Here is an 18,871-nt window from a genome sequence, read left to right on the forward strand (position 1 = left end):
ATGGCAGTTTTGAAATGCGATGCAACTATCCCCGAAAGGGATAAACATATACTTATCAAAGGGGAGGGACAGGACGGTAAATGTTCGATAGCCTGTAACTCCGCTACAACCCCCGGCGATATGACCGAGCGCGGTTGTACCTACGCCGGATGTCGCGGTGTGGTGGGTGGACCCGTGCAAGATGCCATCCAGCTTACCCACGGGCCTATCGGTTGTGCTTTCTTCTCATGGGGTTATCGCCCCCACATCGCCGATAGCGATTTCCACATGAAATACACCTTCGTTTCCGATATGGACGAATCAAACGTGGTATTCGGCGGTGAGAAAAAGCTTTTACAATCCATTATCGAAGCAAACGAAGCCTTCCCCGAAGCCAAAGGCGTTTTCATCTACAACACCTGCACCACCGCCCTAATCGGTGACGACGGCAAGGACGTAGCTAAAATTGCCACCGAGAAAATCGGCAAGCCCGTGGTTTTCTTCCCTTGCGAAGGTTTCCGGGGCGTTAGCCAATCCGCCGGACACCACGTAGGCAACGAAACCATCTTCAAGAATCTGGTAGGAACGGCAGAGCCGGAAGAAGACTCGGCTTATTCCATCAACATTTTGGGCGATTACAACATCAAAGGCGACTTACGCACTTTTGAACCGCTTTTCGAAGCAATCGGCTTGAATATAGTCGCTCGCTTCACTGGCAACGTCAAAGTGGACGAACTGAAGGTGATGCACCGCGCCAAGCTCAATGTAATCCACTGCGCCCGTTCTGCCACCTATGTTGCCGATATGATGGAAGCTAAATACGGCACTCCTTCCATCAACGTAACCTTGTGGGGCATTGAGAATATGTCCAAAGCTCTGCGCGATACCGCAGCCTTCTTTGGGCTAGAACATGAGGCAGAAAAGGTTATCAAGCGCGAAGTGGCTAAGGTTATGCCGAAGATTGAGTTTTACCGCAAACGCCTTGCAGGGAAGAAAGTGTTCATCTATCAGGGCGGTCCTCGCGCTTGGCACTGGCCCGAGTTGTTAGAAGAACTTGGCATGGAAACCATCGGCGCGGCTACCACCTTCGGTCACGCTGACGATTATCAGAAGATTTACGAAAAGGTCAATGATGGCGCATTTATCATTGATAACCCGAACGTGCCTGAACTGGAAGAAATCCTGCTTACCCTGAAACCTGACCTGTTTATTTCCGGCAACAAAGAGAAGTATGTGGCATACAAATTGGGCGTACCATTTGTAAACGGTCACACCTACGAAACAGGTCCTTACGCAGGCTTCTCAGGTATGGTCAATTTCGCCCGTGATATGGACAAAGCATTGTCCGCTCCGGTCTGGAAACTGGTAAAAGATATGGCGCAGCCCGTACCGGGTGGGCTAGAAGAGGAAGTGGCATAGTGAGCACAGTTGTTAAACAAGAAAGAGCGGTTTCGATTAATCCGCTACGCGCTTGCGCACCAATCGGCGCTATGCTGGCTACTTTCGGGGTACATGGCGCACTTACCATTAATCACGGCTCACAAGGTTGTGCCACTTATCCCCGTCACCAGATGGCGCGTCATTTCCGCGAACCTGTGGAAGTGGCGACCAGTTCGCTGACTGAAAGTACCACCATCTACGGTGGACGTGAGAACTTGCTGGCAGCGATAAAGAACGTCTATGAACGCTTCAACCCAACGATGATTACGGTTTGCAGCACCTGCTTATCCGAAACCATTGGCGATGACATCCCGGCGTTCATTGACGAGTTCAAAGGGCTGAATCCAGAAATAGATATTCCGATACTGGCGGTAAAGTCACCTTCCTATGTGGGTACTCATATCACCGGCTTTGACAATTTCCTGAAAGAGTTGGCGTTGGCGTTACCCCGCAAGACTCGCCCCAACAAACGGGTTAACATCATCCCCGGTTGGGTTAATCCCGGCGATATTCGCGAGATTAAAGAAATCTTGAGCGAGATGCAGATTGATGGGCTGGTGCTAACCGATTATTCGGATACGCTGGACGGCGGTTTGTATTCGCCTCGTCCCCATTTCCCGAAGGGTGGCATTAGCCTTGACGAAATCAAGGACTCGGCTAATGCGCTCGGCACAATCGCGTTGCAAAAGCATGTGGGTGGTGAAGCGGCGCGGGTTTACAAACGGCGTTACGGCGTACCGGCGCACGTCCTACCGATGCCGATTGGTATGGCAAACACCGATCGCTTCATCAAAACCCTGTCTGAAATAACCGGCAAGCCCGTATCGGCTGAACTCCAGTCGGCACGCGCCCGTATGTTGGATGCAATCGTGGATACCCATATGATTACTACCGGCGCAAAGGTAGCAATCTACGGTGACCCCGATTTGGTAGAAGGTTTGGTAAGGCTAGTAGTGGAAATGGGTATGGAGCCGAAGTATGTGGCAACCGCCACCGACTCCAAAACTTGGCCCACTGATTTGATGGCTCTGTCCGAAGAATTCGGTCTGGAGATGGAAATTATGCCTAAAACCGACCTCTACGCCATCCACAAAAAGATGAAGGCAAACCCGGTTGACTTGTTAATCGGTCACTCCAAAGGCAAGTACATTGCCGATGAGGAAAAAGTCCCGCTCATTCGCGCTGGTTTCCCTGTGGAAGACCGCTACGGCTATCATCGCCGTTCGGTGGTTGGCTATAAGGGTGGCGTTTATCTGGTGGACAAAATTACCAATGCGCTACTCGCTAAGAAAGGCGCATTAATAAGCAATACCCTGCTTGAGATTAAATAAAAGTCAACCTTCTTGTGAGTTAAGGATTTCCGGGTAAGAACACACCCGGAAATTCTCTTATTTTCAAAATAATTAAAACTAAATCGGTAAAAACTATGCAAATCAGCGCACGCAATCAATTAAAAGGTACGGTTAAAGAGGTTAAGCTAGGGGCGATTATGGCTGAAATACTGGTGGAACTGGCAACAGGCGAAGAACTGGTGTCGGTTATAACCCGCAATTCGGCGGTGGGCTTGGATTTAAAGGTTGGCGATACGGTCGCCGCCATCATCAAATCCACCGAGGTTATGATCGGTAAAGAATAAGCATTAAAAAATTGAGGAGTAAGTTATGCCCCCAGTACAAAATGCTGTAGTAGAACGCGGCAGAAAAATGAAAGCCTCTCCCTTCCCAATGATAGAGCCGGAAGAAGCCATCCGCCTGATTGCGGAAAACGTAGCTTCACCTGCGCCTAGCGATACCGAAACGGTCGCGCTTATTGTCGGAAAAGGGTGGGTACTGGCAGAGGATATTTACTCAACCGTTAACATCCCCACTTTTGATACTACTCCCATTGATGGCTATGCCCTTTTCGCGGAAGAGGGCAGGCAGGAATGGCAGGTAATCGGTGAGCATCTCGCCGGAGAAACGGGCTATCTGCGGATAGAAGCGGGTACGGCAATACGCATTATGAACGGCGCACCCTTGCCGGAGGGCGCAAATTCGGTGGTAATGGTGGAATTTACCAACGAAACGGATAACGTGTTGAGCTTATCCATTCCGGTTAAAGCGGGCGATAATATTCGGCACATTGGGCAGGATATAAAAAAGGGGCAACTGGTGCTAAAGGCTGGCACGGTGATGGGTGCGCCTGAATTAGGCTTGGCGGCAATGGTAAACCGGGCGAGCTTCAAAGCCTATCGCCGTCCTCGCTTGGGCGTTATTTCGGTAGGTGACGAAATTGCCGAGCCGGGGGATGTGTCGAAACCAGAAGCTGTTTACGATTCTAACCGTTTCAGCCTTGTCGCTGCCCTTACCGATGCCTATGCCGAAGCTATTCCTTTGGGAATTGCTCCCGCCAGTAAAGAGGGCTTGCGTACCATGATAATGGATGCGCTCGAAATTTATGATGGCGTTGTGACAAGCGGCAGCCTTTCGGTTGGCAAAACGGATATAGTAAAAGACCTGTTAGAAGAGCTTGGGACTATCCATTTTGGTAGGGTCAACCTTAAACCGGGCAAACCCTTTACCTTTGTGACCGCAGAAATCAATGGGAAGCGCAAACCCATCTTTGGTTTGCCCGGTTCGCCCGTTTCCAGTCTAGTCTCTTTTGAATTGTTTGTGCGTCCGGCTGTCCTGAAAATGGGTGGTCGCGCAAAGCGGCATCGTCCCACCATTCAAGTTCAGGCAGAACATGCCATTGCCCATGCTGCGGATAGGAATGAATACGTGCGGGCAATCGTGAGCCAGCAATTTGAACCTGAGACTAGAAGCTACACTTTCACCGCTCGTACTACCGGGGCGCAAAACAGCAGCCGCTTGATGTCTATGTTGGAGGCAAACGCCCTTTTGCGCTTATCGCCCGACCCTCACGCGGTCAAAGCCGGTTCTTATATGACTGCCGTTCTTTTGAATTGTACCGAGATATAAATTGTGGAGTTCTATCCTGTATGGCATGTGAAAACCCTAATTGCAAACAAATACCCGGTTTTGATGGGATAAACGGCTACCATAGCGTTGAAATCCCTGCCCCTTGGCACAATCAAACCAATAGGCTGCTTTATAATCCTAAAAGCAAAGTGTTTGTATTAAGCCCCAATTCAGCCCTAACCTTCGTAGCTCGACAACAAGCCTTAGCAGAATTGCTACAACAACGAAACGTGTTGATCGAGTTGTTCACCACGAATCCGGGGATAGGGCATGAAAAGCTTTGCCTGACAAATAAAGCTGAGGGGAAAGCTGGATTGCCTGTGTTGAAAGTGCAGGAGGCGGGCATTTGAAAATCGCAGTAGCTACTAATGACGGAAAAACCATCAGCGTGCATTTTGGGAAATCCCAGTATTTTATGGTGGTGACGGTGGATGAGGGCAAGGAGGTAGCGCGAGAATTGCGCGACCGGAGCGTGCCTTCTGCCGCTGCTGCGCTCGGCTTTGCTGAGGACGAGGCGAATACCCCCAAACACAATACCGACCATCTAGCCGATTGCAAGGTGGTAATCTCACGCGGCATGGGTGGGGGGATGCTCTGGTTTTTGCAGCAAGCCAAGTACAGAGTCATCTTAACCGAAGTGGCGAATATTGACCGCGCTATTAATGAATTTATCGAGGGGCGGCTTCTAAACCACCCCGAATTTGTGCAATAACTAAACACACAAATATTTTAGGAGAGGGGCGTACTTTCCAGTATGTCGCAAAAGTCAATGTAGCGCCGTACTCGGCGGCAATATCCGGGTAGGGTGGAAATTATGTGGTATGCGGTATCTTTTCGGCAGGATACACTAAGCGGTGAGGTAAATCCGGTAGGCATAATTGATGGTCCCTTTGAGAAGATTGAAGAAGCTCGAAAAGTGGCAAAGGTGAACGAAAGCCAATATCATTGGGGTGACGATTGGAATTACCAGTGTGAGGCTCGTTGGGCTTCCAGCTACGATAATGCCCGCCAATTTGTGTTTGAGAGTTAACGATAAGATTAGAAATGACTAAGGTATTCTTTAGATAAATCAATGTCCTTCTCATAGAGGGAAGTAGATTGATAAATGCAAAGGTGTTAAAACCTTTTGTAGGCTTCAGAAATCTTAAATTTCTAGTTCAAATCTGAATCTAAAACTTAATATACAGCAGCTGAGCTTTGCTGCGATACTATTTCATTTTCTTTCACTTCGCCACCAACTGCTCGGTTGCCTTTTATCTCTGTAAGAGACAACCCTGTTTTGACCTTCTTGCTTTGCGCGGTAAAGCGCTTTATCTGCTCGCTTGTACCAATCAGAGGTTCGGACTTTATTCTTTCAGTAATGATGGTTTAGGGTTTGGTATGATATGCTGAAAAAAAGCAATTCCTTTTTTAGGTATTACGCTATATAATGGGAAAATCTGCTGCTTTTATTGAAAAAGCAGTTGTAGATTCAGCTACAACAAATTTCATAATTATAGTTAGAGCTTATCATCTAATTGGTCGGGATTTTATTAAATATTCACCTCTTTAGACTTGTCTATTCACCAAAGATTGATAAACTTTATACTATAAGAGGTTGTAGCACGTTACCAAAAAATGCAGGCAAAGGAGGTTACAGGTAATGTACAAGAAAATTGCGGTTACTTTGGACGGTTCACCACTCGCTGAAAAAGCATTACCCTACGCAGTAAAACTGGCAAATCTACTGAATACCGAGTTACTGTTGTTGCGTATTGCAGATTTACCGCCCTTGGTTTCCGACAATGTTGATCATGAATTGGAAGCAATTGAGTCTGCGGAAGCCTATCTCAAATCTGTAGAAAAGGTGATTACTGATTCCGCAAAGCCGCTTTTTATTGCGGCTGACCGACTCCAGCCATTAGTTGCTTACGGTAAGCCTGAACTTGAAATAAGCGAAATTGTTCCTTTTGAAGAAGCCGACCTATTAATAATGACTACGCATGGTCGCAAAGGTTTGGCACGGCTTACGCAGGGTAGCGTTAGCGCTAAGGTATTACACCAGATTAATATCCCTGTCATTTTGATTAAGCCGGAAAATTTGAAAGAAGAAATTCCGCTAGAGACTTTGATGAGTTCGATAACCACCTTTGATGTTCCCGAAGTAACTATATTAATGACGGTTGATGGTTCTCCTGAATCTGAAACTATTATTGCTCCTACTGTCGAGTTTGCCAAGAAAGTTGGAGCGGCAATTTACTTGTTTACTGTGGTATTACCTCCAATGCCAGTTGAGATGGGAAGCGTTTCGACTGGTTATGGGTTTGGCGATGAAGCGGAAAAGATGCAACAACAGGCATCTGAGTATGTCAAAAAACTCGAAGCCAAAATCGCTGAGCAAGGTATCAAGGTTGTAACTAAAGTTAGTTTAGCTGACCCTGCCGCAGAGATAGTGCAGTATGCTCAGGAAATCCAAGCAAACATGATTTCTATGGCTACTCACGCACGTGGCAAATTAGGTCAAATGGTTATGGGTAGTGTCGCAGATGAAGTGATGCGAGAAAGCCATTTACCCGTAATGTTGAAGCATATGCCGTCTGGTAAAGAGACCAATGCTGAAAACGACTATGCTGGTGCTACAAATTAGCTTGTAACCCATCTATGTATTGAAACCGGGAAGACTCAACCCCCGATTTTCAATTGCTATAATCGGGATAAGATAGCAAGAATTATCCAAAAAATACAGTTAGCAAAAAACCTCCTTATCTAAAAAGGCTTTAATCAAAGCCAAAATAGATGGGAGGTTTCTTTATTCAAGGCGGTTGGACAGAGCGGGTTAAATCGGGTAGGATATTTATTATGGAAGACAAGATTAATTTCGCTTATCTACAAATATATACACGCCACTCCAACTTTGGTAGCTTGCTTGCACCTTCTGAACTGGCGGCATATCTACTTGAAAATACAACCGGAGCAAATATCGCAATCGCGGTTACGGATACATTTTCGGTTGCCGCAATACCAGATTTACAGCGATTGCTGTCTGGCTCAAGCATAACTCTGCTTGCCGGTATGGAGGTAGGCTTTAGCTTTGAAAGCGCGAAGGCATTGCCCTATTCGCTTCTTTTGCTGGCTGAAAATTCAACCGGATATTCAAATCTTTGCTATCTTGCCAGCCAAGCTTTACAACGCGCCGGAGACTCTCCCCTTACCGCTTGCCTGAGTTTCAGCGAACTGGAAACCCATCATAACGGTTTGATTGCTATTAGCCCTTATTTTGGAGGGGCAGTAATGGCGGCTCTGCGGTTGGGTAAAACTGGAGAGGCAAAAAGCCGGGCGCAGGCTTTGCGGAATTTATTCGGCGTTGAAAATTTTTTCTTTGGTGTTTCACCGCTATTTCCTGAACCTGACCCCAAAATGGCGCAAAGTGATAACCCCGAAATTAAACTTGATGCTGCTATTAATAAGCTGGCGCGAGAACTTAAAGTTGGGTTAGTTGGTACTGGGGAAACGAGGTATCTAACCTCTCAGGCGGGCAATGCGTATGGTTCATTGCGGAGTCGCATGACTCGTACCATAGCTATCCAATTTCCTGCCCAGCTTTTGAACAGAGCGCAGGGTGATTGGCTCTTTGCGCTTACGCCGTTGCGCCCTAATGCTCCTTTATATCTTCATAATTCAGATGAGTTACAACTGGTTTATAGCAAGGCTGCTGCGCTTACCAACAACCGAATTATTGCCGCCCGTTGTTCTGGTTGGAATAAAGGTCTGGAATTTGATGCAGTTGCTAAAATTAAGCAGCTTTGTGAAAAATCACTTTCGAAAATAGTCGAAGAGGCGGAGCTAGAACAGGCACATACTAGAATTCAGTTAGAATTAGCTGAACTATCCCAGACTGACATGGCGGCAACTCTTTTGGCAATGCGTAAAGCAATCGAAGCTTACGGTGATTCGGGTATTTTAATCCCGCGCGGCTTAGACGATAGTTTTATAGCATGGCTATTGGGGCTAAACCGCCGCAAACCTACATCTGAATTAGTAAGCTCCGTTTTTGAAGGGCGGGCGCCACGTTTCCTTGCTGGGCTGAATGCCGAAATGCGGGTTATGTCTAAAGTTGATTCTAGTGCGCCGCTGGCTAAATTGCCCTCAGAGACAGGCGCAATACCCTTAGCACATCCACGTTTTACGGCGGTAAGCTTATGCCAATTACCCATTTCTGCGCTTACTCCTCTCCAACCTGCCGAAACAAAAGCGGGTGGAATAGTTGAGAGTATGCTTGCCGGAACCGTTCTACCTGAAACGATTGGTTTGCTCGAAATTGAGGAATCCAAAACTGTTGCTTGGGCGGAGCATACCTTAGAGATACTCAACAAAGGGCGCGAAACTGAGCAGCGTTTATCTCTTGTAAATCTTCCAGTAAAAGCGTCTCCCGACTCAAGCGAACGTGATTACCTTAAGATGGCATTGGAATATCTAATGTCAAAGCACCCTGCAGCATGTTACGGAGCGGCTCTAGGTTTGGCTGAATTTCACCAACGCGCTAATATCGCAGAAGTGATTCGGCAATCCGGCATTAGGCTCTTGCCCCCTGACTTGCAAAAGCAAAACTTGGAGTGTGCGTTGGAGGGCGAGAATTCTTTGCGTGTCGGGCTTTGTTTGGCACTAAATCGGTTAGTGGCTACTAAATTGTCTGAAAGTACAAATTTAACGCTGGAAGAACTGGCGCAAAAATTTACTTTTGACCGCGAGACATGGGAAAGACTTTGCTTGAGTGGCGCTCTTGACGGGTTCGAGCAGCGGGATACGTTGATAAACAACATAGATACTTTACATAACTATAATCGGGCCTATGCTGATTGGGAAAGCCAAAAACATAAAAGTGAGAAGAAATTAGATATACCTGAGCATCAGGGGCAATTGTCCTTGTTCGATTTACCTGAAATAGAAAATGAGATTGTAGAACCGGAAGTTCTTCCTCCTACTCTAAGTCTTACGCAAACCTCTGAAAAGTTACCAAAATTGCAATTGTTACGACATCAGTTTGCGGCTTTAGGCTTTTATACAGTCGAACATCCGTTATGGGATTGGGGCATAACAGGCGCGGCAGATGCAAATCGTTCTGATCCGGTTGAACTAGCGCAGGCTCTAAAAGCCGCTACGATTATGCCAGTAACCGTTGGCGGCTTTATAACCGATTTAAGGCGGATACCAATTGCTGCTGAACAAAAGGGTGGACAAGAATTTGCAGTGGCGTTGTTGGAAGATTGGAGCGGACACGCCGAATTGGTCATTCCTCATCCGCTTCTAAATGGTGGCACAAATATAACAGAAGGCGAAATATTATTTGCGTTTGTTCGGTGTGTTACACCCAACAATCAAAGTTCCCGCCCTGCCTTGGTTGCGGAAGCAATTAGCTTAACACCCTTTGCCGGAAACGTTGCCGAAGAAATAGAGGAATCTGCTAATTCTGACTCTCCTTCCGAAAGTGCCACCCCCATATCTTCAGATGAGTGGGCTTCCAGCCTGTTTTCGCAATATGAAGCTCAGGAAAGTAAAGCTGCTACTTCTACAACTGTAGCGGGGGCGACCACTCCAAAGCCTAAAGCGGCTACAAAAAAAGCGGTTGAAGTGCCGCAAGCACGCCGGGTTCATATTTATTTGCCGCGCACTGATGACCCTGATGAAGATACAGGATTGATGGTTGCGCTTAAAAAAGTGTTAGAGCAATTTCCGGGTCAAGATGATTTATATCTCTATTTATCCAAAGAAGGCGGCGGCTTTAAAAGATTTCGTCCTGCCACCCTGAGCGTGACATCTTCTTCTGACCTATTACAGGCGGTTCAAGCTTTGTTAGGTCCTGATAGTATTAAAACAGATGAGTATTCTGGAAAGGTTTAAGGAAACTAGGGTTACTAACCCATTAAGCGTCTAAAACTAGATTAGATTGCCCACCATTACAGCTATTGGTAGAATACACCCTAAAGTTGCTAATCGGCGTAGATACACGTAATATAGAGAAGTATCTTAGAAATGGAATTTTTGGATAAAGTGGTGATTATAGCAGTTGAAGCTTAGTAGATTACTGGACGCGCTTCCGTCTTTTGAATTGTTAAGCCCCCAGAGCTACGCCTCCAATGAAATTACTTCGGTGGTTTATTCTAGCCGGGAAGTAATACAAGGCGCTGTGTTTGTGGCGGTGGTTGGTTTTCATACCGATGGGCATCTTTTTATTGCGGATGCCATTGCTAAGGGCGCAACCGCAATAGTTGGAACCAACCGCGCTATATTGGAAAAGTGCCTTGATTCAGCTAATGGGATTGCATTTATACTGGTTGAGGATGAGCGCACTGCGCTTGCCCATCTGACTGCTTGCCTAAATGATTATCCCGCTCAAAAGCTCGGCGTTATTGGTGTAACCGGAACAGATGGGAAAACTACTACTACTTTCCTGATTTCAGCTTTGCTGGATGCCGCCGGTTTGAGCAATGGCTTGATGGGTACAGTTGATTTCAAAATAGGCTCGCGCCGTTGGTCTAACTCTACTCGCCAAACGACCCCCGAAGCGGCTGAAGTGCAAAGTCTGCTTTCTCAGATGGTAGCAGAAAATGTTCGTTACGCGGTACTGGAAAGCACCTCACATGCGCTTGCTTTACGCAAATTGGTGGATTGTTTTTATGATATTGCGGTTCTGACCAATATAACCCACGAGCATCTTGAATTTCATGAGACTTTTGAGAACTATCGGATGGCAAAATCGCAGCTATTCCGCTATTTGAATGAAGGAAATCCCAAAGCTTTTCTGGGTTTTCCCAAAACCGCCATTGTTAATGCTGATGACCCAAATGCCGGGTTTTTTCGCGAGGCTGCGGGAGATAATCCTCAGCGTCTTGCTTATGGAATCAAAAATCGGGCTGATGTGTTTGCTACCGATATTTACGCCAGCGTTACCAGCCTTGAATACACTCTCAATACTCCCAAAGGTTCAATCCCCTTAAAATTAAAACTGGCGGGGGATTTTAATGTTTATAACAGCTTGGCAGCCGCCAGCGTTGGGCTGGTATTAGGTATAAGCTTGGAGCAAATAAAGGCTGGGCTAGAAAGCGTTACAGGTGTGCCGGGTCGGATGGAAGTGATAGATGAAGGGCAATCGTTTTCTGTTATAGTGGATTATGCCCATACTCCCGAATCCTTATCTAAAGTTCTTACCATTTTGAGACCGCTAACCAGTGGTAAATTAATCGTTGTTTTTGGCAGTGCGGGCGAACGTGATCGCGCAAAACGCCCGATGCAAGGCGTAATTGCGGCAACTCATGCTGATTTTGCGGTGTTTACCAACGAAGACCCTCGCCTTGAGGATGAGAATTTTATTTTGGATGAGATTGCGTCAGGGGCTGAAACCCATGGGTGGCGTAATGAAAAGAATTTCTTGAAGATTCCTGATAGGCGTATTGCTATTGAAGCCGCCTTTTCTCGTGCAAAAGCTGGTGATACTGTGCTGCTTGCCGGAAAAGGTCATGAGCAATGTATTATAATCGGTACGGAAAAGGTTTACTGGGATGAGCGCAATGAGGCACGCGCTGCCATAAATAAAACTTATAAACTTGGGCGGGTACAATGAAATCTGCGATGAAAATATTTATAATCTATAACCCCACTGCTGGCTCAGCCCGCCGTTTTAACAGACTTTCCCGACTGATTCATAATCTGAGCCTCATGGGTCATTCCATTACGCTCTACCCAACTAGATTCGGTGGAGAAGCTACGGAATTGGCTAATCGGGCGATTGCGGAAGGGGCTGAAGTTGTAGTTGCGGTCGGCGGTGATGGTACGGTAAACGAGATTGTCCAAGCGATGGCTGGAAAGCGAGTGCCGCTGGCGGTTTACCCTTCTGGTACAACCAATGTTTGGTGTCAGCAAATAAATATGCCAGTCAATCCGAGACTGGCTTCAGAAGTTATCAGCAATGGGGTACGTAGGCAAGTTGACCTCGGCTATGTAGATGGCAGATATTTTTTGCTAATGCTAGGAATTGGCTTTGATGGAGAAGTAGTTAAGGGAATCAATCCGGGTTTGAAGCAACGTGTGGGTAAACTAGCGTATGTGGTTTCAGGGTTAAAGGCGATTAACTATCGCGCCCGTGACGTTTCACTAACCCTTGAAACCGGAGAATCTTTTGAATTGCATCAGAAATACCATTCAAGCATGCTGATTTTCACAAATTCAGAAAGATACGCAGTTCTCAAGATAGCGCATGAAGCGCAGGTAGATGATGGGGCATTAAATCTGCTAGTTTTTGAAGATTATGGCTTTATCAGCAAAATCAAACGTGCCATTTCGCTGGCTTTAAATCGGACTGAGCAAGACCCGCGAATTGCCCGATTTGCTATCAAAAGCGCAAAAATTGAACTCAAAAAACCTGCCGCAGGACAAATTGATGGCGACTTCTGGGGGCAATGCGGTCCTATACAATTGGAAATACGTTGTGTACCAGGTGCGCTTGCTGTAATTGTGCCGCATGACGCACCCGGCAATATTTTCGCAAATTAAGCTTTATCAAGTTAACCTACTATATCAAGGGTGTGGGAAATTTGTAGGCGGCGCGGCATTTATGCCAGTTTCGCCTATATCTCGATACCCGTAAACAGCTTCGTAATCTAGGTCTTCAGATTTAATATTTATTTGCCTTTGTTTCATAGTTGACGATGTAGTATCAATCCATACTATCATTTTAGCGTTACCTGTAAATCCAACCAAGCTTTTATCCGCCCCGGTTGCAGAAAGTATTCCCAATGCGTCCTCTCCAAAACCGCCCTTCTCAGAAAATGCTAAGTTTACGGGTAATGAGAAAGATAAGCGGGTAAGCTCTTTTCCATTTATTTGCTCTTTCCCTTCTATTTTAATTTCCTGAGCTTTAGTAAGTAGCGAAACAGGCAACGAGGAGGCGTTCTTAAATCCATCTTCGAGCTTTTTCCAAACTGCAAGCGCTGCCAATCTCTGCCAACTTTCGCCTGATGTTACCAGCGTTTCAATTTGTTGGCGTTGGCTTCCCACAGTTAACTCAAGATTTAATTTCAAATTGCTATTAACAAAGCTGCCTTCACCCTCTGCGGTAACTATCATACCGGGATTTATAATTGCTTTTTGAGTTACATTAAAGCGATAGGCTTGTTTTTCTTGGTTTTGAAGGGTAGCTTTTAACAAGTTAATAGCTTCATTTTCAGAGCTTGAGGGAGTTAAATTTGGTGTGCTAATCGGTGTACTGGTTTGTATCGGTGGTGTGTTGGTTGCCGGTTTTGTAAAGGTTACAGTTGGAGTGGGATTATCGCTACAGGCACTAAGAATTAGAATCATAAGGCAAACTAGCACGCTATTTTGCAAAAGTTTTGGCAATATTTTTCTCCAAATATCTACCGCGCAACGTTGAACCTACTTTCAGTCTATGCTCAAGCGATTGCCAAACCTGTGATGGAACTTGAAAGATAATTATGCCGCTTATCCGGTGGAAAATGGTAAGCGGCAAATTTTGGCTTACTTCCCGCTCCAGCGTTTGAGATTTGCTATATCACGGGTCATCATATTAATCATCAAGCCGGGAAAATGCATTTCTTTCAATTTTCCTTTGACTTTGGTTAACATTTGATTCATGGTTAAATCTGGCTCGGTATAGCTGCCGTTTTGATAGCAATTACTGCAAAATTCGCTATTCTTACTACCATCAGCATTAGTGCCTCCCCCTTTGGGGTCTCGCGCTAACGGCATGCCGCAACTCTGACAATTTGTAGTAGCCATCTCCCTTTTCCCTCCGGTATTCTAGAACATTAACTCTTAATAATATGGTGACATATCTTTAATAGAATACCATAATCTGTGAAAACCATTGCTTTAGGTCATAATTCTTGTGCTGTTACTTGCTGATGCGACCTAGCCCCAAGGCTTGCCGTATAGAGGGACGCTTGCCATAGAGTAACACGCCCGCTCGGTAAATTCGCGCCGCGTACCAACCGCTAACCACGATACCTCCTGCCAGCAATAAAATTGATAACGCGATTTCCCACGGTTCAACCGAGCCAAAACCAATTCGCGCTAACATCAGTATCGGGCTGAAGAAAGGTACGAAAGACAGAGCTTTTACCCATATCGCATCAATTGCCTGTAAGCCAAAGATTGCCACGAAGTACGCAATCATCATTAGCGTGGAGATAGGCGCAATGGACTGGCTAACGTCTTCCGAGCGGCTACACAAACTCCCTGCGGCGGCATAGAGCATCGAATAGAGGAAGAAGCCGCCTAGATAGAATAACAGGAAGAAGCCAAAAGTGGAGATGTCAAAGCCAGCTAGGTTGAACGAGTTGGAATTGGCATCCCCGGTCAACGCTTCGGTAATCGGTCCTTGCAGGAGCAATGCCGGAACTGCCACTACCCCAACGATGAGGATGGAAACCAAACCTAGCAAGCCGATGCCAAAAACCTTGCCGAACATTATATCTGTGGGTTTTGCCGCACTGATCATGATTTCCATCACACGGCTGCTCTTTTCTTCTGCCACGCCCTGCGCGATTATCGAGCCAAAAGCGTTCAAAGAGATGAACAGCATGATTATCAATATCAACACTACCCCGTAGGAAGCCGCCGCCTGTGTTTCATCTTTGGCAATACCCTTGCTCTGACTGCGTTCCAGATCGGTATTAGTTACTTTAATTGACGCTGGTGTAGTGGTAACTTGTGGGGGTACATTTGCTCGCGCAAGCCTATCGGCGATGGTCAGGCGGGTTGCCGCATCGGAGATACGCTGAGTAGCCGTACTGGTTCGACCATCTTTAGTATAGTAATCAAAGCTCAATTCATTTTTACTGTCCCGGCTGATTTGCAAAACGCCGTTGGTTTTTCCATCTCGCACCTTTTGCTTTAGGCTATCCACCTCATTGACAGCGCTATAGCTGATGAGAAAAGGCGGTTTCTTTGGCTTACTGGTGGTTACGCCGCTCAGCGAGTAATTGACCGTAGTATTGAGATAATCATCAAGGAAAGTAGAAAGCTCAATACCGCCTATATTCGATTCTTTAGTATTGTTTACAATTGATAGTTTGGTTTGCGAACCGCCCGAAATGGCAGTGATGATTACCGGGGCATATATATAGCCTACGAACACCAAAATGGTGATAATTATCGTTATTAGAAAAGACTTTTTTTTGACGCGAGTTGAAAATTCTCGCATGAGAATCAATCTAAAAGGATTCATTTCTCCACTCCATTTATCTTACCCGTTAAACGGTTGCCTGAAAATTCTCAAGACTTTGCGGCAGATAGCGTCTGGTTGTATTCCTGCGCGACTGCGGCGAAGCGGTTGGGGTCTTCGGTAATAGAAACTCCTGCCACTTTCTCGATAAAGATGTCGTTCAAGGATGGTTCTGCCAACTCAAAGCGCAACACATGGTCGCCTCGTTGCACCACCAACCGCAGCAAATCATCGGTAGTTGTAGGCGCGGACAGATGCAATTCCACATAATCGGCGCGGCGTTTGGTGACGGATACTCCCTGTATCTGATCAAGCCAGTGCATTTCAATATCATTTTGTAGCGCAATTCGCACTACTTTTCTGCCGGTTCCGCTCTTTATCTCGCGCAAATTGCCGTGTAACAAAACTTGACCCTTGTTGATTAGCACGATGTCTTCGCATAATTCTTCCACTTGCTCCATTTGATGCGTGCTGAAGATAATAGTTTTACCGCGCTTGTGCATCTCAAGGAAAGCTTCTTTTAACTGGTTAACATTTATTGGGTCAAGTCCGCTGAAAGGCTCGTCCATAATCAAGATTTCAGGGTCGTGTAGTACAGCCGCTAGGAATTGGATTTTTTGCTGATTACCTTTGGAAAGCTCCTCTAGCTTTTTTTTGCGGTTTTGCTGGATGTCAAAACGTTCTAGCCAATAATTTAGATGTTCTTCTGCTATTTTTTTGGGAGTTCCTAGCAAGCGTGCCAGAAAGATAAGCTGTTCGTCCACCACCATTTTGGGATATAATCCACGCTCTTCCGGCAAATAGCCGAAACTACGCTTGGGGATGTCAATTGTCGCTTTTCCGTTCCACGTAATTTTGCCAGTATCAGGGCGTAAAATATCTAGAATCATGCGAATTGTAGTAGTTTTGCCCGCCCCGTTGGGACCCAGAAAGCCGAATATATCGCCCTGTTCAACGTAGAAGCTTATTTCGTTGGCAGCTTGAATCCGGGTTTTTACCACTTTACTCTTTTTTTTGCGCCCGGCATTGCCGTTTTCATCTTCAACCGCTATTTCGGTTGTAAAGGTTTTGTTGACCTTATCCAATAAGAGCATAATGCCCTCCTTAAAAATGAACCTTTTATCAAGCGCCAAACCTTTAGCACTACTATTCTTGTTTCTCATAGTAAGCCAATCTTAGGTAATTAACAATAGTCTATAGGCTAATTTTGCTTAGGTCATACCATTTGGGTATCAGGGCTAATTTGTAGCGCATGTTTCTGACGAGTTTTGCAAAGTTGTATAAATAGACCACTTCAAACAATTTGACCGATAAAACCAGAGAGGTTGGGGAGAAAAAGAAAAGGCTCAAACATGTATTTTGAGCCTGAGATTTGTAAATTTGAGGATTGAAAGCCGTTAGCTTTTTTTAAGCTCGTAGTCGCTGGTATAGGGGCGACCCTGAATCTCGTTTGCCAGCGCGATACCTTCATTAACCAGATGGTCAACGCCCTTTATCAACTGGCTTCGCTCTTCCGAGGATAGACGCACGAAGTTAATGCCGCTACTCAGTGCCAATCCCACAAGGAAGAATACTAGCGCACCCGGACCGCTGCGTTTCTTTTTAATACCAGCCTGTTCGCGCAAGTAATCCAATGCCTTTTCCATTTCTTCGGCTTTGCGTTGTTTGCGCGACATTATCTGCCCAAAGATGAAGCGTGCGCCGATGCTGCCCAAACCCAACGCCAGTTTCCGCGAGTCAAACGCTATGCTCTTTTTGCCTTCTTCTTGCGGTTTAAGGCTGTTTATAACCCCGCTGGCGATTTCCATTATTGTGCCAAAATCTAACCCATCTGCCATTGTATTTTGCTCCCACTAACCTCTGGCATTATCCAAAATTTTACCGGTCAGGGCATCTATCCGGATTAGCAAGGTTTTGCTGCCCTGCTCGAAAATCAGGTCGAAAGACAGCGATGCTCCCTCGCGGGCTGACTTTGCCAACCTGAACCCTATCGGGCGGTCGCTTTTATCACCGCCATTTGCTCGCGCTACTGCCATTACTTCGTTCGTATCTATTAGAGATGGTATCGGCGGTAAAGCCTGCTCTGTCTGAAACTTCACATTATCTTCGGGCAACTCTTCCTCGCCTGATTTTATAACGGTAAGTTTACCGTTATCCCACGTAACCAGCCAAGTGGTGCGCTTGCTGGCTTTTACCGAGATGGCTTGAAAGAACCACTCCGCGCAACGTCCGTCCGGTTCAATTCCAAGTTGTTTTTCCAAATTATTGAAAACCGAAACATATACCGCATCCTGCTGCCAACTTTTCACTTGCTGGTCAACCACCGCGAAAGCTTCTTTCATGGTCGCGCCGCCCTTTGCACCGATAATAGGGGTAGGCGTGCCGTTGCCGGGTAAGGCAACCGTAGTTGCGGGGGTAGGGCTAAACGCTGAAGTGGGTAGCGCTGCCACAGCCCCGCTGGCGGTAGTAGTAGCGGTTGTGTTGGTGGTAGTTGAAGTAGTCGCGCTACTGGCAACTAGCGTACTATCTCCACATCCCGCCAGAAGCAAAGTTACCAGCGCCAGCAACGCCGTAAAACCCTTATTTGAAAGCCATTTTTCTATTCGCATTTATGCACTCTTACGAGTCCTTTTTCATAATCGAATCGGTTACTGCAAATTGTTCCTTATTCTGGCAACGTTCGCACTGTCCGAAAACTTCCAGCCAGTGTCCTTTAATGCTAAAATTGGTCAAGCGGGATAAATCTTGCAGCAACTCGTTCAGATGGCAATTTTCGAAGTCTATAGTCAACCCGCAGGTGTTGCAAATAAGGTGGTGATGGTGGCGGCTTTGACATACCACGTAGCTATGGCAACCGTCTCCCAGATGTATTTTCTCCAGCAATTGCATGCTCGTTAGAAGGTCGAGGGTGCGAAAAACAGTAGCACGCCCAACCGAAGGGGCTTCACTCTTTATGGTTTCATAAAGGTCTGCGGCACTAAAATGACCTTCGTGTTTGAGGGCAAGCTCAACCAAAACTCGACGCGACTCGGTTAGTTTATAACCTGACTCGCTGATTTTCTGCATTATTTCTTCGCCGGCTGATGTTTTTACGATAGTACCCATAGCTCACCACATATTATCAAGCTACATACCCCTTCCGAAATATAGAAATATACCGGAACGGCGGAAATTAATTATACGCTATTGCCCACTCAAGGGCAAACAAAAATTCAGCGGTCACCAGGGCTTTTGCAAAGTCAGGGAGTAAGTTCAGAAGGCTAGGAGATTTGAAAGA

18 protein-coding genes are annotated in these 18,871 nt (G+C 46.2%); 11 read left to right on the forward strand and 7 right to left on the reverse strand.

What is annotated here, in order from left to right; all coding sequences use genetic code 11:
- The 11 genes from WCK19_RS14605 (at nt 1) to WCK19_RS14655 (ending at nt 12,905) form a co-directional block, all read left to right on the forward strand.
- On the forward strand, nt 1–1,398 hold the full coding sequence (locus WCK19_RS14605; RefSeq protein WP_342398127.1) for a nitrogenase component I subunit alpha: 1,398 nt from the start codon (nt 1–3) through the stop codon (nt 1,396–1,398).
- Nucleotides 1,398–2,750, forward strand: coding sequence for a nitrogenase component 1 (locus WCK19_RS14610; protein WP_342398128.1), 1,353 nt, complete (start codon nt 1,398–1,400; stop codon nt 2,748–2,750). The genes WCK19_RS14605 and WCK19_RS14610 overlap by 1 nt, the downstream gene beginning before the upstream one ends.
- A 95-nt stretch (nt 2,751–2,845) precedes the next feature.
- Nucleotides 2,846–3,055, forward strand: coding sequence for a TOBE domain-containing protein (locus WCK19_RS14615; protein WP_342398129.1), 210 nt, complete (start codon nt 2,846–2,848; stop codon nt 3,053–3,055).
- Between the two features lie 25 nt (nt 3,056–3,080).
- Nucleotides 3,081–4,379: a gephyrin-like molybdotransferase Glp gene (glp, locus tag WCK19_RS14620; RefSeq protein WP_342398130.1), complete on the forward strand. Its 1,299-nt coding sequence runs from the start codon at nt 3,081–3,083 to the stop codon at nt 4,377–4,379.
- A 20-nt stretch (nt 4,380–4,399) separates the two neighbouring features.
- On the forward strand, nt 4,400–4,729 hold the full coding sequence (locus WCK19_RS14625; protein ID WP_342398131.1) for a hypothetical protein: 330 nt from the start codon (nt 4,400–4,402) through the stop codon (nt 4,727–4,729).
- Nucleotides 4,726–5,091 (forward strand): NifB/NifX family molybdenum-iron cluster-binding protein, encoded by a 366-nt coding sequence (locus WCK19_RS14630; RefSeq protein WP_342398132.1) that lies wholly within the window; start codon nt 4,726–4,728, stop codon nt 5,089–5,091. Before WCK19_RS14625 ends, WCK19_RS14630 begins: the two co-directional genes overlap by 4 nt.
- A 102-nt stretch (nt 5,092–5,193) precedes the next feature.
- Nucleotides 5,194–5,409 (forward strand): hypothetical protein, encoded by a 216-nt coding sequence (locus WCK19_RS14635; protein WP_342398133.1) that lies wholly within the window; start codon nt 5,194–5,196, stop codon nt 5,407–5,409.
- Nucleotides 5,410–6,021: 612 nt separating this feature from the next.
- Nucleotides 6,022–7,005, forward strand: coding sequence for a universal stress protein (locus tag WCK19_RS14640; protein WP_342398134.1), 984 nt, complete (start codon nt 6,022–6,024; stop codon nt 7,003–7,005).
- A 212-nt stretch (nt 7,006–7,217) separates the two neighbouring features.
- Nucleotides 7,218–10,256 carry a PHP domain-containing protein gene (locus WCK19_RS14645; RefSeq protein ID WP_342398135.1) on the forward strand — a complete coding sequence of 1,013 codons (3,039 nt, stop codon included), beginning with the start codon at nt 7,218–7,220 and terminating at the stop codon, nt 10,254–10,256.
- Between the two features lie 166 nt (nt 10,257–10,422).
- Entirely contained in the window at nt 10,423–11,976 is a 1,554-nt protein-coding gene (locus tag WCK19_RS14650; protein ID WP_342398136.1) for a UDP-N-acetylmuramoyl-L-alanyl-D-glutamate--2,6-diaminopimelate ligase, read from the forward strand.
- Nucleotides 11,973–12,905 (forward strand): diacylglycerol kinase family protein, encoded by a 933-nt coding sequence (locus WCK19_RS14655; protein ID WP_342398137.1) that lies wholly within the window; start codon nt 11,973–11,975, stop codon nt 12,903–12,905. Before WCK19_RS14650 ends, WCK19_RS14655 begins: the two co-directional genes overlap by 4 nt.
- Nucleotides 12,906–12,929: 24 nt before the next feature.
- On the opposite strand, the gene WCK19_RS14660 is transcribed toward WCK19_RS14655, so the two are convergent.
- From WCK19_RS14660 to WCK19_RS14690, 7 genes are all read right to left on the reverse strand, one after another.
- Nucleotides 12,930–13,748, reverse strand: a complete 819-nt coding sequence (locus WCK19_RS14660; protein WP_342398138.1) for a hypothetical protein — start codon at nt 13,746–13,748, stop codon at nt 12,930–12,932.
- A 138-nt stretch (nt 13,749–13,886) separates the two neighbouring features.
- Entirely contained in the window at nt 13,887–14,147 is a 261-nt protein-coding gene (locus WCK19_RS14665; RefSeq protein WP_342398139.1) for a zinc ribbon domain-containing protein, read from the reverse strand.
- Between the two features lie 115 nt (nt 14,148–14,262).
- On the reverse strand, nt 14,263–15,597 hold the full coding sequence (locus tag WCK19_RS14670) for an ABC transporter permease (protein ID WP_342398140.1): 1,335 nt from the start codon (nt 15,595–15,597) through the stop codon (nt 14,263–14,265).
- A 47-nt stretch (nt 15,598–15,644) separates the two neighbouring features.
- A complete protein-coding gene (locus WCK19_RS14675) occupies nt 15,645–16,688 on the reverse strand; it encodes an ATP-binding cassette domain-containing protein (protein WP_342398141.1) in 1,044 nt (347 codons plus the stop codon).
- A 303-nt stretch (nt 16,689–16,991) separates the two neighbouring features.
- On the reverse strand, nt 16,992–17,432 hold the full coding sequence (locus tag WCK19_RS14680; RefSeq protein WP_342398142.1) for a hypothetical protein: 441 nt from the start codon (nt 17,430–17,432) through the stop codon (nt 16,992–16,994).
- Between the two features lie 15 nt (nt 17,433–17,447).
- Complete coding sequence (locus tag WCK19_RS14685; protein WP_342398143.1) at nt 17,448–18,203, reverse strand: hypothetical protein; 756 nt, start codon at nt 18,201–18,203, stop codon at nt 17,448–17,450.
- A 10-nt stretch (nt 18,204–18,213) separates the two neighbouring features.
- The gene (locus WCK19_RS14690; protein WP_342398144.1) at nt 18,214–18,699 is read right to left on the reverse strand and encodes a Fur family transcriptional regulator; all 486 of its coding nucleotides are present in this window, start codon (nt 18,697–18,699) and stop codon (nt 18,214–18,216) included.
- Between the last annotated feature and the right edge of the window lie 172 nt (nt 18,700–18,871).

Origin of the sequence: Candidatus Chlorohelix sp. (assembly GCF_037138995.1) — a bacterium.
In the GTDB taxonomy this organism is placed as follows: Bacteria; Chloroflexota; Chloroflexia; order Chloroheliales; family Chloroheliaceae; genus Chlorohelix.

Coding starts and splice junctions, on each gene's coding strand:
- WCK19_RS14605 (WP_342398127.1), top strand. CDS start 1: ATGGCAGTTTTGAAATGCGATGCAACTATCCCCGAAAGGGATAAACAT.
- WCK19_RS14615 (WP_342398129.1), top strand. CDS start 2,846: ATGCAAATCAGCGCACGCAATCAATTAAAAGGTACGGTTAAAGAGGTT.
- glp (WP_342398130.1), top strand. CDS start 3,081: ATGCCCCCAGTACAAAATGCTGTAGTAGAACGCGGCAGAAAAATGAAA.
- WCK19_RS14625 (WP_342398131.1), top strand. CDS start 4,400: ATGGCATGTGAAAACCCTAATTGCAAACAAATACCCGGTTTTGATGGG.
- WCK19_RS14635 (WP_342398133.1), top strand. CDS start 5,194: ATGTGGTATGCGGTATCTTTTCGGCAGGATACACTAAGCGGTGAGGTA.
- WCK19_RS14640 (WP_342398134.1), top strand. CDS start 6,022: ATGTACAAGAAAATTGCGGTTACTTTGGACGGTTCACCACTCGCTGAA.
- WCK19_RS14645 (WP_342398135.1), top strand. CDS start 7,218: ATGGAAGACAAGATTAATTTCGCTTATCTACAAATATATACACGCCAC.
- WCK19_RS14655 (WP_342398137.1), top strand. CDS start 11,973: ATGAAATCTGCGATGAAAATATTTATAATCTATAACCCCACTGCTGGC.
- WCK19_RS14665 (WP_342398139.1), bottom strand. CDS start 14,147: ATGGCTACTACAAATTGTCAGAGTTGCGGCATGCCGTTAGCGCGAGAC.
- WCK19_RS14670 (WP_342398140.1), bottom strand. CDS start 15,597: ATGAATCCTTTTAGATTGATTCTCATGCGAGAATTTTCAACTCGCGTC.
- WCK19_RS14675 (WP_342398141.1), bottom strand. CDS start 16,688: ATGCTCTTATTGGATAAGGTCAACAAAACCTTTACAACCGAAATAGCG.
- WCK19_RS14680 (WP_342398142.1), bottom strand. CDS start 17,432: ATGGCAGATGGGTTAGATTTTGGCACAATAATGGAAATCGCCAGCGGG.
- WCK19_RS14685 (WP_342398143.1), bottom strand. CDS start 18,203: ATGCGAATAGAAAAATGGCTTTCAAATAAGGGTTTTACGGCGTTGCTG.
- WCK19_RS14690 (WP_342398144.1), bottom strand. CDS start 18,699: ATGGGTACTATCGTAAAAACATCAGCCGGCGAAGAAATAATGCAGAAA.